16 protein-coding genes and 1 pseudogene are annotated in these 15,148 nt (G+C 67.2%); 3 read left to right on the plus strand and 14 right to left on the minus strand.

All coding sequences use genetic code 11. The features are described from left to right. Positions 1 to 41: 41 nt before the first annotated feature. From pdxT to pdxS, 3 genes are read right to left on the minus strand one after another with little or no spacing between them, the layout of a single operon-like run. Entirely contained in the window at positions 42 to 626 is a 585-nt protein-coding gene (pdxT, locus tag AU197_RS09475; RefSeq protein WP_064402294.1) for a pyridoxal 5'-phosphate synthase glutaminase subunit PdxT, read from the minus strand. Further along, positions 623 to 1,459 (minus strand): acyl-CoA thioesterase II, encoded by an 837-nt coding sequence (tesB, locus tag AU197_RS09480; RefSeq protein ID WP_064402295.1) that lies wholly within the window; start codon positions 1,457 to 1,459, stop codon positions 623 to 625. The genes pdxT and tesB overlap by 4 nt, the downstream gene beginning before the upstream one ends. An 8-nt stretch (positions 1,460 to 1,467) precedes the next feature. Beyond that, entirely contained in the window at positions 1,468 to 2,388 is a 921-nt protein-coding gene (gene pdxS, locus AU197_RS09485) for a pyridoxal 5'-phosphate synthase lyase subunit PdxS (RefSeq protein ID WP_064402296.1), read from the minus strand. Positions 2,389 to 2,763: 375 nt separating this feature from the next. Here pdxS and AU197_RS09490 point away from each other — a divergent pair, with 375 nt between their 5' ends. Beyond that, positions 2,764 to 3,483 (plus strand): C39 family peptidase, encoded by a 720-nt coding sequence (locus AU197_RS09490; RefSeq protein ID WP_064402297.1) that lies wholly within the window; start codon positions 2,764 to 2,766, stop codon positions 3,481 to 3,483. Positions 3,484 to 3,490: 7 nt separating this feature from the next. Here the strand turns inward: AU197_RS09490 and AU197_RS09495 are convergent. From AU197_RS09495 to AU197_RS09535, 9 genes and pseudogenes are all read right to left on the minus strand, one after another. Next, a pseudogene (locus AU197_RS09495) lies at positions 3,491 to 4,515 on the minus strand (NUDIX hydrolase). Next, positions 4,515 to 5,702, minus strand: a complete 1,188-nt coding sequence (locus AU197_RS09500; protein ID WP_064402298.1) for a glycosyltransferase family 4 protein — start codon at positions 5,700 to 5,702, stop codon at positions 4,515 to 4,517. The pseudogene AU197_RS09495 and the gene AU197_RS09500 overlap by 1 nt, the downstream one beginning before the upstream one ends. After that, positions 5,699 to 6,637 (minus strand): phosphatidylinositol mannoside acyltransferase, encoded by a 939-nt coding sequence (locus AU197_RS09505; RefSeq protein WP_064402299.1) that lies wholly within the window; start codon positions 6,635 to 6,637, stop codon positions 5,699 to 5,701. Before AU197_RS09505 ends, AU197_RS09500 begins: the two co-directional genes overlap by 4 nt. Next, positions 6,634 to 7,311, minus strand: a complete 678-nt coding sequence (gene pgsA, locus AU197_RS09510; protein ID WP_064402300.1) for a phosphatidylinositol phosphate synthase — start codon at positions 7,309 to 7,311, stop codon at positions 6,634 to 6,636. The genes AU197_RS09505 and pgsA overlap by 4 nt, the downstream gene beginning before the upstream one ends. Then, entirely contained in the window at positions 7,308 to 7,868 is a 561-nt protein-coding gene (locus tag AU197_RS09515; RefSeq protein ID WP_502687872.1) for an ATP adenylyltransferase, read from the minus strand. The genes pgsA and AU197_RS09515 overlap by 4 nt, the downstream gene beginning before the upstream one ends. Before the next feature lie 26 nt (positions 7,869 to 7,894). Beyond that, on the minus strand, positions 7,895 to 9,949 hold the full coding sequence (thrS, locus tag AU197_RS09520; RefSeq protein WP_064402302.1) for a threonine--tRNA ligase: 2,055 nt from the start codon (positions 9,947 to 9,949) through the stop codon (positions 7,895 to 7,897). A gap of 77 nt (positions 9,950 to 10,026) precedes the next feature. Next, a complete protein-coding gene (locus tag AU197_RS26615; RefSeq protein WP_064402303.1) occupies positions 10,027 to 10,446 on the minus strand; it encodes a TIGR02611 family protein in 420 nt (139 codons plus the stop codon). Next, entirely contained in the window at positions 10,443 to 11,060 is a 618-nt protein-coding gene (locus AU197_RS26620) for a PaaI family thioesterase (protein WP_064402304.1), read from the minus strand. The genes AU197_RS26615 and AU197_RS26620 overlap by 4 nt, the downstream gene beginning before the upstream one ends. A 21-nt stretch (positions 11,061 to 11,081) precedes the next feature. Next, entirely contained in the window at positions 11,082 to 11,948 is an 867-nt protein-coding gene (locus AU197_RS09535; RefSeq protein WP_064402305.1) for an aldo/keto reductase, read from the minus strand. A gap of 38 nt (positions 11,949 to 11,986) precedes the next feature. Between AU197_RS09535 and AU197_RS09540 the strand changes: the two genes are divergently transcribed. After that, positions 11,987 to 12,484 (plus strand): DUF1990 domain-containing protein, encoded by a 498-nt coding sequence (locus tag AU197_RS09540; protein WP_064402306.1) that lies wholly within the window; start codon positions 11,987 to 11,989, stop codon positions 12,482 to 12,484. Positions 12,485 to 12,610: 126 nt separating this feature from the next. Further along, positions 12,611 to 13,312 carry a GAF and ANTAR domain-containing protein gene (locus AU197_RS09545; RefSeq protein WP_064402307.1) on the plus strand — a complete coding sequence of 234 codons (702 nt, stop codon included), beginning with the start codon at positions 12,611 to 12,613 and terminating at the stop codon, positions 13,310 to 13,312. A gap of 12 nt (positions 13,313 to 13,324) precedes the next feature. Here the strand turns inward: AU197_RS09545 and AU197_RS09550 are convergent, their stop codons facing one another. Together AU197_RS09550 and AU197_RS25960 are read right to left on the minus strand one after the other, a co-directional pair. Then, the gene (locus AU197_RS09550) at positions 13,325 to 14,191 is read right to left on the minus strand and encodes a L,D-transpeptidase (protein WP_064402308.1); all 867 of its coding nucleotides are present in this window, start codon (positions 14,189 to 14,191) and stop codon (positions 13,325 to 13,327) included. Positions 14,192 to 14,421: 230 nt separating this feature from the next. After that, entirely contained in the window at positions 14,422 to 14,913 is a 492-nt protein-coding gene (locus tag AU197_RS25960; RefSeq protein ID WP_082696586.1) for a hypothetical protein, read from the minus strand. Positions 14,914 to 15,148 lie beyond the last annotated feature (235 nt).

Genomic DNA, 15,148 nt, shown 5'->3' on the forward strand with positions numbered 1-15,148 from the left:
GTTCGCCTAGCGATCGGAATCACTCACAAATCGCTCGGGAACTAGAGCATGTCGACGAACAGTTTGTGGATCCGACGGTCGCCGGTCATCTCCGGGTGGAAGGCCGTCGCGAGCCGCTTGCCGTGTCGCACCGCGACGATGTGACCGGCGGCCTCGGCGAGCACCTCGACCTCCGGGCCGACACGTTCGACCCACGGCGCGCGGATGAACACGGCGTGCACCGGCCCGTCGACGCCACCGAAGGCGATGTCGTCTTCGAACGAGTCGACTTGGCGGCCGAATGCATTGCGCCGCACCGTCATATCGATGCCCTTCAGCGGGGTGGCCTCCCGGCCCGTCGATCCGGCATCCAGGATCTCCGAGGCCAGCAGGATCATCCCCGCGCACGAGCCGTAGGCCGGCATACCGTCGGCCAGTCGCGACCGCAGCGGTTCGAGCAGATCGAGTTCGCGCAGCAGATGGCTCATCGCGGTGGACTCCCCGCCCGGGATCACCAGCGCGTCGACAACTTCAAGTTCGCGCACCCGCCGCACGGTGGAGGCCGCCGCCCCGGCCTCGCGCAGCGCCGCCAGGTGTTCGCGGGTGTCGCCTTGTAGCGCAAGGACACCGACGTGCGCGGTGCTCACGGTGTGTAGTCGCGTTTGAAGCGGGTCAGCCCCTCCTGCATGACCGCCGCCACCATCTCGCCGTACTGGTTGAAGATCTTGCCCTGACACAACGACCGGCCACCGGAGGCCGACGGCGAAGACTGGTCGTAGAGCAGCCACTCGTCGGCGCGGAACGACCGCATGAACCACATCGCGTGATCGAGCGAGGCCACCTGCAGATGCGCGCGCTCCCCGGAGTGGTGGACCTGCGCCGAACCCAGCAGCGTCAGATCGCTCATGTAGGCCAGCGCACAAATGTGCAGCACATAGTCGTCAGGCAGCGGATCGCGATGACGGAACCACACCTGCTGCTGAGAAGCCTTGCCGGGCAACCGGGTCAGCTTCTCCTGCGGCACGATGCGAACGTCCCACTCGGCGAACTGGTTGAAGCCCGCGTCGTCGAACGCCTTGATCTCGGTCAGTCCCGGACAGTCCTCGGGCGGGGGCGCCACCGGCATCGCGTCCTGGTGCTCGATTCCGCTCTGGTCGGTCTGGAAGGAGGCCGACATCGAGAAGATGGTCTCGCCGTGCTGGATCGCGTTGACCCGACGGGTGATGAACGAGCCACCGTCGCGCAACCGCTCGACGATGTAGACCGTCGGCGTCTTGGCATCCCCGGGACGAAGGAAGTAGCCGTGCAGGGAATGCACCTGAAACTGCGGGTCGACCGTGCGCACCGCCGACACCAGCGACTGCCCCGCCACGTGTCCACCGAAAGTGCGCTGCAGGAAACCGGATTCGGGGCTGAACACGCTTCCCCGATAGATGTTGACCTCGAGTTGTTCGAGATCGAGGATCTGTTCGATCGCCATTCGGCCCGTTACCAGCCGCGTTCGGCGAGCCGGTGTGGCGCAGCGACGCTCTCCACGTTGATGCCGACCATCGGCTCGCCAAGGCCGCGCGACACCTTCGCCAACACGTCGGGGTCGTCGTAGAACGTGGTGGCCTTGACGATGGCCGCGGCACGCGCTGCCGGGTCGCCGGACTTGAAGATCCCCGAGCCGACGAACACGCCCTCGGCGCCCAGCTGCATCATCATCGCCGCATCCGCCGGCGTGGCGATGCCGCCTGCGGTGAACAGCGTCACCGGCAGCTTCCCGGCGCGAGCCACCTCGACCACGAGGTCGTAAGGAGCCTGCAGTTCCTTGGCCGCGACATACAGCTCGTCCTCCGACAGCGAGGTCAGCCGACGGATCTCACCGCCGATCTGCCGCATGTGGGTGGTCGCGTTGGACACGTCGCCCGTGCCGGCCTCGCCCTTCGAGCGGATCATCGCCGCGCCCTCGGTGATGCGCCGCAGCGCCTCGCCGAGATTGGTCGCACCACACACGAACGGAACGGTGAACTTCCACTTGTCGATGTGGTGGGTGTAGTCGGCGGGGGTCAGCACCTCGGACTCGTCGATGTAGTCGACGCCGAGGCTCTGCAGGATCTGCGCCTCCACGAAGTGGCCGATGCGGACCTTGGCCATCACCGGGATGGTGACCGCCGAGATGATCCCTTCGATGAGGTCGGGATCGCTCATGCGCGCGACGCCACCCTGAGCCCGGATGTCGGCGGGCACTCGCTCGAGCGCCATGACCGCCACCGCACCGGCGCCCTCGGCGATCTTGGCCTGCTCGGGCGTGACCACGTCCATGATCACGCCGCCCTTGAGCATCTCGGCCATGCCGCGCTTCACCCGGGCTGTTCCGGTCTGCCCCGAGCCGTTGCGATGCGAGCCGTTCGGTGCGGTTTCCACTGCTATCTCCTCCGAATTACTACTGATCCAGTCTAGTGGGGCCCGCCAAATCAATTGAATCCGCAGTTCGCGGGCTGTGACTTGCGAACCGTTGCCGGGACGGCTCCCCCACCGGGAAATCAGTTCAGATGCCATTGTCTCATCACCCCGGTGAGAGCCGACAATCCAGCAGCTCTCGGGTGACCCATGCTGGACTGGCGTGGCCGGAAGCCGGGGATGGCGCCGCCGCGTCACCTGGCGTCGCCGCTCCCTGCCGAACATCGCCCGATGCGCTGACGCCCGCGATCCCCGGACGATAAGCTGCCCGCGCAAAAGCTGGGAGCCGACTGGCTGTCCGCTGTGATTCTGGGTCCGGGGAACGACAGGAGCGGGCAGATGACAAGCACTCCCATCGGTTTCACGTCGCTGGTGGCCGCCGTGGCGCTGGGCGTCTGGGGCGTCGGCGCCGTGGACGTCGCGCCCGAGGTCGCACTCGCCTCTGTGGGGTCACACGGTGTCGCGGAGAGCCCGATGCTGCCGACGGAGATGCACGGTGATCCCGACGCGGCGAGCAACTACTGGAGCCAGCAGAACTTCCAGGACTGCGGCCTGATGGCGGTTGCCACGGTCGTCGGCCTGACCACCGGAAAGGCACCCACGGAGCAGGAGATCGTGGCGGTGGCCTCGAGCCTCAAGAGCCCCGGCAGCGACCGGCCGATCTACACACCGCCCAATCCGAACGATCCGAACTCCGACAACGGAACCGACTCCGACGACCAGGTACTCCTTTTGAAGCACTATGGAGTCAACGCCACCGCCACCGACGATGATCTGGCTGCCCAGACCGGCTTGGCCACCGGCATGCCCGCGCTCATCACCTACCTCGACAGCGGACGTCGACTGATCGCGGGCGTCAACTCCGAGACGATCTGGGCGGAGGAGGGCAGCCACACCGAGGACGACCACTCCGTCGTCGTCAGCGGTGTCGACCCGGAGGCGGGAATCGTCTACCTCTCCGACAGCGGGAGCGAGGACGGCGACGGCGAACAAGTGCCCATCGACGTCTTCGAGAAGGCGTGGGCACCCGGTGCGCACGATTTGATCGTGGCCGGCTGACAACTCGTCAGCGGATCTGCACGGCCTGCCCCGTGGGGCGGGCCGGCCCGTCGGCCAGCACACCGGCCTGATCGAGCAGTTCGCCCAGTTGCAGCGGGTAGACGGTCTGGCCATCGGCGACCAGTTCCTGAATCACTGTCGCATCACACCAGCGGTAGCCGTGAATCGTGCGCCGTTCCAGCGCGGTATGACCACCCAGCGTCGGCTCGAATCGTGTTGTGCGATAGACGAAGAACAACTCTTGGCTGCGGATCACCGAACCGTCGAACTCGAATACGGCCTGGCGCCGCCACAGCGGCCCCACCAGGTCGGTGGCGGCCACCCGCAGACCGGTCTCCTCGCCGACCTCCCGCGCGGCGGCGACCGCAAGCTCCTCCCCCGCCTCCACGGCACCGCCGACGGTGAACCACCATCGCGGCGCGTCGGCCAGCGCCGGGTCCGAGCCGCAAAACAGCAGCACAGCGCCGGCCTCGTCGAGCAGAATCACCCGCGCCGAGGTGCGCCAGCTCACCTCCGACCGCCCTCCGGTACTGTTTCGATTCGCTCGACGATCTCGAAATACGTTGGCAGCGCGGCGGTTCCACCGAGCCGCAACATGCGAACCACCGGACGTTCGCGCAGCGCGAGGGTGTCGCGCACCGCGTCATTGTGGAAGCGGCGGGCCAGCACCACCCGCGCTTCGGCGTCGGCCAGCTCGGTGACCAGGGGCTGCGGCAGCGACGCCGGGTCCACCTGGGCCAGCGCCGCGGACAGGTCGTTCTCGGCGCCCTCGCGGGCAGATCTCGGTGCCCGTTCGGCGGCGTCGGCCAGCACCGCCAGCCGCGTGGCTTGCGGACCGTCACCGTAGGCGTCGACGGCGACGGCGCGAGCGACGACGGCGCGGCGGGCCAGCGCTCCGTCGAGCGCCTGCCATGACAGGTCATATCGCACATGGAGCCGGTCGAGTCGGTTGGCCGTCTGCAACGCCCATCCGCCGACCGCCAGGATGGCCACGACCAGTATCACCAGCGTGATCACGACGATCCAGGTGATCACCGGACGCCTCCGGTCGCCTTCCTGGCCCTCGCCGTCGCCCTGGCCCTGCCGGCACCGTCACCGCCGGAAACCGTCACCGTGGTGCCCGACCCGGAGACCGTGTCGTACACCCGCATGATCTGTCGGGCCACCACCGACCAGTCGTAACGCCCAACCGCTCGGGTGGCCGCGGCGACATAGCGTTCGCGCACCGCATCGTCGGCAAGTATCTCGATCAGCCCGTCGGCGAGCGCCGCCGCGTCGTCGACCGGGACGAGGCGGCCGGCCTTGCCGTCGTCGAGCACCTGGCGGAACGCGTCGAGGTCGCTGGCGACCACGGCGGTGCCTGCGGCCATCGCCTCGACGAGCACGATGCCGAAGCTCTCGCCGCCCGTGTGGGGCGCGCAGTACACGTCGGCGCTGCGCATCGCCGACGCCTTGGCCACGTCATCGACCTGACCGAGGAAGCGCAGGTGCGACGCGAGATCACCGGCGTCCTCACGCAGTTCGTCCTCGTCACCGCGGCCGACGACGAGGATCTCGACATCGGGGAAGCGTTCGACCAGCGTCGGTAGCGCACGCAGTAGCACCGCCATGCCCTTGCGGGGCTCGTCGAAGCGGCCCAGGAACAACACCGACCTGCCCGCGCGGGGATAGCCGTCGAGCCGCGGCGCGGACGCGAACGCGGTCACGTCCACCCCGTTGGGGATGACGACGGCGTCGCTGCCCAACGCCTCCATCTGCCAGCGCCGGGCCAGGTCCGATACCGCGATGCGCCCGACGATCTTCTCGTGCATCGGCCGCAGGATGGGCTCGAACACGGTGAGCGTCAACGATTTCGTGGTCGACGTGTGGAACGTCGCGATGATCGGGCCCTCGGCGATGTTGAGGGCCAGCATCGACAGGCTGGGGGCGTTGGGCTCGTGTAGGTGCAGCACGTCGAAGTCGCCCTCGGCCAGCCAGCGCTTCACCAGGCGGTGCGTGGCGGGCCCGAACCGCAGGCGTGCGACCGATCCGTTGTACGGGATCGGTACGGCCTTGCCGCCGGAGACGACGTAGTCGGGCAGTTGCGCGCCCGGCGAGGACGGGGCGAGGACGCTGACGTGGTGGCCCAGGCGGTTCATCACCTCGGCGAGCTGCAACACGTGCGACTGCACCCCACCGGGCACGTCGAACGAGTACGGGCAGACCATGCCGATTCTCACGGGCTGGCCTCCAGCCGCGCGCGTCGCTCCGCCGACAGGTCGGCCAGCCACTGCGGTTGCATCATGTGCCAGTCGGCCGGGTGGGCGGCGATGTTGCGGGCGAACCGGTCGGCCAACGCCTGGGTGATGACGGTGACGTCGCCCGACGATGTGTCGATCTCGGGAAACACCCGCATGCCCCACCCATCGCCCTCGAACCAGCAGTGCACCGGGAACAGTGCGGCCCCGGTCTCGATCGCGAGTTTGGCCGAGCCGGCGGGCATGCGCGTGGGTTCGCCGAAGAAATCCACCTCGACCCCGCTGCGACTGAGGTCGCGCTCGGCCATCAGGCATACCGGCCGGTTGTCGCGCAACCGCTCGGCGAGTACCTCGAACGGCGGCCGGTCGCCGCCGGTCAGGGGAACGACCTCGAAACCCAGACCCTCGCGGTACGCGACGAAGCGGTTGTACAGCGACTCGGGCTTGAGGCGTTCGGCAACGGTGGTGAACGTGCCGTAGTTCTGAACCAGCCAGACCCCGGCCATGTCCCAGTTGCCGCTGTGCGGCAGGGACAACACCGCACCGCGGCCGGCGTCCAATGCCGCCCACAGCAGGTCGACGTCGTCCACCACCAGCTCGCGGCCGAGCGCCTCGTGGTCCATCGTCGGCAACCGGAAAGCCTCCCGCCAGTATCGGGCGTAGGAGGCAAGCGAAGCACGGATCAGACCGTCGGGCACCTGCTCGGGTGGTACGCCGACGACACGGGCCAGGTTGTTACGCAGCTGTTCGGGCCCGCCGCCGCGCGCGGCGAAGTGGGCGCCGGCATCGAAAGTGTTGCGCGCGAAGAACTCCGGCATCGCGCGCACCATCCGCCAGCCGGCCGCGTACCCCCAGTCCGCCAGCCGGCCGCCCAACGGATTGGCGCTGGCCGTCGGTCCCGAGGGAGTGGTGGTCACGGCTTACCGGCCTCCGGTTGGTCCCGGCCGGTGTCGGGGTCGTCGGGTTTGGCGATCCGATCCATCGCCCCCGGCGACGTCCGCACGCTGTGCACGCGCTGCCCCAGCGTCACCAGGCTGGTCACCGCGAGCACCCACATCGCGATGTGCAGCAGCCACACCACACCGAACAAACCGGACAGTCCCGCACCGACCAGCACGATGATCAGCCGCTCCGGACGCTCGATGAGACCGCCCTCGGCCGACAATCCACTGGCTTCGGCCCTGGCCTTGATGTAGGAGATGACCTGCGAGGTCACCAGGCAGATCATCGTCGCGACCACGAGCGACGTGCTCTGCAGCCCGAACGCCGCCCACCACAGCAGCCCGCAGAAGATGGCGCCGTCGCTGATGCGGTCACAGGTGGCGTCCAGCACCGACCCGAACCGGGTGCCGCCGCCGCGCTGGCGCGCCATCGCGCCGTCGAGCATGTCGGCGAGCACGAAGAGCCACACGGCGACCGAACCCCACCACAGATGACCGATCGGGTACAGCGTCAAGGCCCCCAGCACCGACCCCGCCGTACCCAGGATCGTGATGCTGTCCGGGGTGAAGCCCGCACGCAGCGCACCCTTGGCGATCGGCGTGCTGATCTTCTCGTACGCCGCCCGGGTCATCAGGTAGAAGTTGCTCACTGCTGTCTCGCCCATTCGGAGGCGAGCAGTTCACGGGTCTCACGCAGCAACTGCGGCACCGCCTTCGAGCCGCCGATGATCGTGATGAAGTTCGCGTCACCACTCCAGCGCGGTACCACGTGCATGTGCAGGTGGTCGGCCAGCGAGCCGCCCGCTGACTGTCCGAGGTTGAGCCCGACGTTGAAACCGTGCGGGTGGGAGACCGACTTGATCACGCGAATCAGCTTCTGGGTGAACGAGATCAGCTCAAAACTCTCGTCGGGGGTGAGGTCTTCCAACTCCGAGACTCGCCGATAGGGCACCACCATCGAGTGCCCCGGGTTGTACGGGTAGAGGTTGAGCACGATGTAGACGGACTCGCCGCGCGCCACGACCAGCCCCTCTTCGTCGGGCATCGTGGGGATGTCGGTGAACGGCTGGCGCGATTTACCCGAACCCGCGGACCCGCCCTTCATGGGCGCCTCGGCGATGTAGCTCATCCGGTGCGGGGTCCACAGCCGCTGCAGATGGTCGGGGTCACCGGCACCGCGGTCGATCACCGTGTGCTCGTTGTCGATGCCGCTGTCGGCCCGCTCGTCGGCGCTCACTTGGCTGTGTCCACCTCGAGCAGTTCGGCTGTGGGAGTGGCGTTTCGACGGCTGGCGATCCAGTCGGTGATCGCGTCGACGGCCTTGTCGCGGGGGACGCCGTTGATCTGGGTGCGGTCGCCGAAGCGGAAGCTGACGGCGTCGGCCTCGACGTCGCGGTCTCCTGCCACCAACATGAACGGCACCTTCTGGTTGGTGTGGTTGACGATCTTCTTGGCCATCCGGTCGTCGCTGGCGTCCACCTCGGCCCGGACACCCTTCATCTTCAGTTGCGTCGCAAGGCCGTTCAGGTAGGGAACGTGGTCGTCGGATACGGGAATGCCGACCACCTGCACGGGCGAGAGCCAGGCCGGGAAGGCTCCGGCGTAGTGCTCGGTGAGGATGCCGAAGAACCGCTCGATGGACCCGAAGAGCGCGCGGTGGATCATCACCGGCCGCTGCCGCGACCCGTCCGCCGCGGTGTACTCCAGCTCGAAGCGCTCCGGGAAGTTGAAGTCCAGCTGGATGGTCGACATCTGCCAGCTGCGACCGAGCGCGTCTTTGACCTGTACCGAGATCTTCGGGCCGTAGAACGCCGCACCACCCGGATCGGGCACGAGGTCGAGCCCCGATGCGGCGCCGACTTCGGCCAGCACGTTGGTGGCCTCCTCCCACAGCTCGTCGGAACCGACGAACTTTTCGGGGTCCTTGGTCGACAGCTCGAGGTAGAAGTCGGTCAGGCCGTAGTCGGCGAGCAGGTCGAGGATGAAGCGGAGCAACGAGGTCAGCTCGCCGCGCATCTGTTCGCGGGTGCAGTAGATGTGCGAGTCGTCCATCGTCAGCCCGCGCACCCGCGTCAACCCGTGCACGACGCCGGAGAGCTCGTAGCGGTACACGGTGCCGAATTCGAAGAGCCGCAAAGGAAGTTCGCGGTACGAACGCCCACGCGAACCAAAGATCAGGCAGTGCATGGGGCAGTTCATCGGCTTGAGGTAGTAGTCCTGGCCGGGTTTACGCACGGTCCCGTCGGGGTTGAGTTCCGCGTCGAGGTGCATGGGCGGAAACATGCCGTCGGCGTACCAATCGAGGTGCCCGGAGATCTTGAACAGCTCGGCCTTGGTGATGTGCGGGGTGTTGACGAACTGATAACCCGCCTCGATGTGCTTGCGCCGCGAGTAGTCCTCGAGCTCGCGCCGGATGATTCCACCCTTGGGATGGAAAACCGCCAGGCCCGAACCGATTTCGTCGGGGAAGCTGAACAGGTCGAGCTCTGCGCCCAGCTTGCGGTGGTCGCGGCGTTGCGCCTCCTCGATGAACTCGAGGTGCTTGTCGAGCGCTTCCTGCGATTCCCAGGCCGTGCCGTAGATGCGTTGCAGGCTGGCGTTGTTCTGGTTGCCGCGCCAGTAGGCCGCCGAGCTGCGGGTGAGCTTGAACGCCGGGATGTACTTCGTCGTCGGGATGTGCGGACCGCGGCACAGATCGCCCCATTCCCGTTCGCGGGTACGGGGATTGAGGTTGTCGTAGGCGGTCAGCTCGTCGCCACCGACCTCCATCACGTCGGGGTCGCCGGACTTGTCGTCCACCAGTTCGAGCTTGTACGGCTCGTTGGCGAGTTCTTCGCGCGCTTGGTCTTTCGACTCGTAGACGCGCCGGGAGAACAGCTGGCCCTCCTTGACGATCTGGCGCATGCGCTTCTCCAGCGCAGCAAGGTCGTCGGGGGTGAACGCGCGCTCCACGTCGAAGTCGTAATAGAACCCGTCGGTGATCGGCGGACCGATGCCGAGCTTGGCCTGCGGGAAGAGGTCCTGTACGGCCTGGGCCAGCACATGCGCCGTGGAGTGCCGAAGAACGCTGCGGCCGTCGTCGGTGTCGGCGGGCACGGGAGTCACCTCGACGTCGGTGTCGGGCACCCATGACAGGTCGCGTAGCCGGCCTTCGGCATCGCGGACGACGACGATCGCGTCGGGCGCGCCCCGGCTCGGAAGGCCCGCCTCGCGCACCGCCTCCCCCGCAGTGGTCCCGGCAGCGACCCGGATCGGGGCTGCTGGGGTGCGGTTGGTGGCGGCGCTCATCGGTGACTCTCCAGTTTCATTGTCAACAGACTCGAGGACGCGACCATGCTATCGGGGCCCACCTGCGGGCGGCCTCGTCAGGACCCGATGCCCAGAGGGCTCTGAAGCAGCTTGTGCTCCAACCCGACGAGGTCTCCGAAGAAGTGGACCGCACCCAACAGCCACAGGGTCGCGAACACCACCAGGGCGGTGAGCACGCCGCCGAGGATCTGCACGGCGCTGTGTTGACGGTGAAACCAGTCCATCGCCTTGTCGTAGCGCTCCTTGGCGTAGGCCAGCAGCCGCTGTGCCCACGCGAACTCCGTGGCCAGGATGCCCAGGCCGACGAAGACGATCGCCCAGCCCGGGCCCGGGTACGGGATGGCCAGGATGCCCAGCCCGAGGACCACAACACCGACGACACCAACCCCGATGCGGTAGGCGAAGTTCATCGTGCGTCGTTGCCGGATCCCGTCGCGCCACCGCCCGAGGCGCCGTTTGACCGCGGCGGCGTTCACGGCTGGCCCGGTTTGAGTTTGACGAACAAGGCGTGTGCCTCGGCCAGCAAGGCGTCGCCGTCGAGCAGACGCCCGGAGACGAAGATCTTGCGACCCTCGATCCGGTCGATCTCCGCCTGTACCTGAAACTGCCTGTCGATGTGCGCGATCTGCCGGTAGTCGATGTGCAGGAAGGCCGTGCGCTGGGCCTTGCTGCCGCTGAGCTTGAACGCGGTGAAACCCAGCAGGGCGTCGAACAGCTGCGCGATGCTGCCGCCGTGCGCCGCGCCGTTGCGGCCGAGGTGGAAGCGGCGGAACTGGGCGGTGCCTTCGATGCGCTGGTCTTCGGTGATGTGCACGTCGAGCGGGATCGCCAGCACGTTGCCGCGACCCGGCAGGTCCATCCGCCGGCCGGACGGCGAGGACCATTCATCGGCGTAATAGGGAGCGAGAAGTTGTGACACCTTCTCGATCTGGTCGGCGGCTTCGCTGATGACGTCGTCGGGCGCATCGGCGGCGCGGGCGTGGTCCTGCAGCGTGCGGACGGCTTCGATGAAGCGCCCGTAGTCGGGTCCGCCGCGGTCGGTTGCGATCGGCGGGTTGAAGCCACCACCGGGCGGCCGCTCAGAGCTCACCCGTCCACCGTATTGCCTCGGTCAGTCTTCGGAGGCTCCGGCTTTGCTCAACGTGTCGAACTCGTCGTCGGTCAGCTCGATTTCGGCCGCGGCCACGTTCTCCTCCAGGTGGGCCACCTTGGAGGTGCCCGGGATCGGCAGCATCACCGGCGAACGTTTGAGCAGCCACGCCAACGCCAGCTGCGAGGCAGTGGCGTGATGGTCGGCGGCGATGCGCTGCAGTGGCCCGCCGGGTGCGGCCAACGGCCCCGCGGCCAGCGGAAACCATGGAATGAACCCGATCTCGCGGGCCGCGCAGGCCTCGAGCACCGGCTCGGCGGTGCGGGCGCTGACGTTGTACATGTTCTGCACGGTCACGATCGGGGCCACCTGCTGCGCGGCCTCGAGCTGTTCGACGGTGACCTCGGACAGGCCGATATGGCGGATCTTGCCCTCTTGTTGCAGCTTGAGCAGTTCGCCGACCTGGTCCTCGGCGGGAAACTTGGTGTCGATGCGGTGCAGCTGGAACAGGTCGATGGTGTCGACTCCGAGGCGACGCAGGCTCATCTCGCACTCCTGGCGCAGATACTGCGGGTAGCCGAGCACCGGCCACACGTCGGGCCCGGTGCGCAGCAACCCCGCCTTGGTCGCGACCACGACCCCGTCGTAGGGGTGCAGTGCCTCGTGGATCAGCTCCTCGGACACGTAGGGACCGTAGGAGTTGGCGGTGTCGATGAAGTTGATCCCGAGTTCGACGGCGCGACGCAGGACCCGCAGGCATTCGTCGCGGTCCTGAGGCGGACCCCAGACTCCCTTGCCGGTCAGGCGCATCGCGCCGAATCCGAGCCGGTTGACCGTCAGGTCGCCGATGGTGAAGGTGCCGGATTGCTGCGCGACGGAAGGAGCCATGTCCGAAACCGTACGCCGACGATGGCAAGGTAGCGCGGGTGAGACTCAGCGATCTGGCCGCGCTCCCGCTGACGTATTCCGAGGTGGGTGCCACCGTCGGCCCGCTGCCGCCCGGTTACCACCATGTGCACAAGACCGCCGTCATCGGCCATGGCCGCGACCGCTTCGATGCGGCCGCGGCGGCCGGGATGCGGTGGGGCATGTTGCGCGGCGCGGGGGTGCGGGTCGAGGCGACGACGGAGGTCGCGCAGGTCGGCTCGGAGGTTCTCGTACACCTCGGACCGATCGCCGCACCCTGTCGCGTCGTCTACGTCGTCGACGAACAGCACGCCCGCGGATTCGCATACGGCACCCTGCCCGGCCACGCCGAGTCAGGCGAGGAATTGTTCCTGGTCCGCTACGACCCGAGTTCTGGTGAGGTGTCGGCCGTGGTCACGGCGTTCTCCCGGCATGCGACCTGGTGGAGTCGCCTCGGGTCACCGGTGACGTCGCTGGTTCAGCGGGTGGTCACGGACCGGTATCTGAGGGCGCTGTAACGCGCGGATCTGCGGTGGGGGCGAAAATGTATCAGCGACGGGTTTCGTCACCGATAATTACGACCTGTCGGCAAGGTCCATCGTGAGCTTGTGCGCGTAATCTGGAACGACGGTGAAGGACTCCCCATGGTGATGGCGAACAAACCCGACGAACGCGAGGATGCGCACCTGCGCATCGCAGAGTTGGTGCGCGGGCTCTACAGCCGACCCGATGCGGACACCGTGATCGCGGAGCTGGCCGAACATGCGGCCGTCGAAATTCCCGGGGCCCAGTACGCCGGCATCACGATCACCCGCAAGCCCAAGAGCGTCGAGACGCCTGCGGCGACGCACATGTATCCGATGCTGTTGGACAAGATTCAGCAGCGCCACCAGCAGGGCCCGTGCCTGACCGCGGCGTGGGACAAGAAGGTCGTCTACGTCGCCGATCTCGAGACCGACGACAGATTCCCTCAATATCGCCAGGATGCCTTGGCGGAGACGCCGATTCGCTCGATCATGGCGTTCCAGCTGTTCATCGAAGGTGAGACGATGGGCGCGCTCAACGTCTATTCCGAGGAGCCCGACGCCTTCGGCGAGGAGGCCAGAAGCCTGGGGCTGGTGTTCGCCGCCCATTCGTCGGTGGCCTGGAACGCCGCCCGCCGAGACGAACAGTTCCGGCAGGCCCTGGCCAGCCGGGACATGATCGGCCAGGCGAAGGGCATGATGATGGAACGTTACGGCGTTGATGCGGTGCAGGCGTTTGACCTGCTACGCAAGCTGTCGCAGGACTCCAATGTGCCGCTGGTCCAGGTCGCGAAGGACATCGTCGACAAGTCGCGCGCCTGAGCCCGCAGCGCCCTACCGGGCGATCACCCGCGGAACCTCTGGATTCGCCGGTTCGACGCGTGGTCGTGGCACCTCGATGTTGTTCTCCTGCACCAGAACCGGGTCTCCAACCTTGACGTTCTCGAAGTACCACTCGGCGTCTTCGGGGCTCAGGCTGATGCACCCGTGGCTGACGTTTTCATGTCCGAGGGAATTGATCGCCCAGGGCGCCGAATGCACGAAGATGCCGCGCCTGGTGAGCCGGACAGCCCATTCCACGTCGAGCAGGTAGCCGTCGTCCGCGGTCACCGGGATGCCGACGCTGCTCGAATCCATCTTCACGTCGCGTTCTTTGGCCAACACGGGGAAGGTGCCCACGGGCGTCGGGTACTCGGGCCGGCCCATCGTGGCCGGGAAGACCCCGGGCTTACCGAAGAAGGGCCGGTGGTGCGGCGAGGGGAGCTTGTCCGGTGGGACGCCGTCGACGGTGACCGTGAAGGTGTGCTCGGCGATGTTGGCGACGGCGACGACCGCGGCGCCGGTGGCGATGTTCGTCTTGAAGCCGCCGACCGACAGCGCAATTGTGCTGTGGGCGGGCCAGAATTCGTCAGGGGACCAGTGGACCGTCTTGGCGTCGAGCCACTCGAACGTGCCCGTCATCGGGGGTGTCGAGGTGATATCGAGCGATCGCTCGGCCGCATCCCTGTCGACGACGGGTTGCTTGAACGTCACCACCACGGGATGGGCGATCCCGACGATCTGACCTTGTGCAGGCGCTATGGAGGCGATGGTGCTTCTCACCGCCTGGTTAGCGGCCGCCGCACCTTCTCCGGCCGGCCCCACCACCACACTGGTGGCGACGACGACAGCAGCAAGAACACACCGAAGTACAGCACGCAATCTTGGTGCCTCCCTTGAAATTACAACGATGTCAATAATGGTAGGTCAGTCGGAACGCTTTACGACCAAGAGCGCGTGGGCAATTCGATTAAGTCTCCGTCACGGTTCGGCCACAACGCCTGGACCCCTTGCCGATGTCACTCAAATTCATTGTCGGTCAATGAATTTGGCCCGGCAGCGAGACTTGCTCGCCGCCGGGCCAAACCGGAGGGACTATCCTCGGTGGTCCGTCAGGTCACCGGTCCTGGCGGAGTGGGCTGACCCGGCACGGGTGCCCCGGGCGCCGGTGGGCGGGACGGGTCTCCCTTGCCCTTTCCGGCCAGCCCACCCATCTCGGTGAGCGGGGCGCCGACCACTGCGGGAGCGCCTCCCACAATCGGGGCTCCGGCCACCGGCGGCACCAGCGGCGGGGGCACCAGCGGCGGCACGAGGGGCGGGGGCACCAGCGGCGGCACCAGGGGCGGGGGCACGACGGGTGGCACCAGGGGCGGTGCGATAGGCGGCGGGCCGGGAAGTGCCATCGGCACGCCGGCCATGTCCGTCAGCGGAGCACAAACGGGTGCCCCCGGTGCGCCGGCAGGCGCCTGCCCGGTCGCCGATTCGACGCACTCATATCCCCCGGCCAGGGCTGTCGGACTCAATGCGATGGCCACTCCGATGGCCGCACCTATCAATCCAGCCCCCACAGCTGCCGCGATGTTGACTCCTCTAAAGGTCGTCATCGACGTTGATCCCTCCACTCACGCTCACACTTTCGTTCAACCGAGGCAGCAGACGTTGCATGCCGTACCGAGGTCGCGTCCATACGACCGCGTTAATATCAACAGGCAGTCGTCAAGGACACGCCACGCCGCACCGCGCCGTTTCCAAATGGTGACCGGTTCGGCATGGTAGAGCCGCATTGGACCTCCGCCGCGAACTCGATACGGTTCTCACCTGCGATTCCGCGGGCATTCA

Source organism: Mycobacterium sp. IS-1590, assembly GCF_001500025.1.
In the GTDB taxonomy this organism is placed as follows: domain Bacteria; phylum Actinomycetota; class Actinomycetes; order Mycobacteriales; family Mycobacteriaceae; genus Mycobacterium.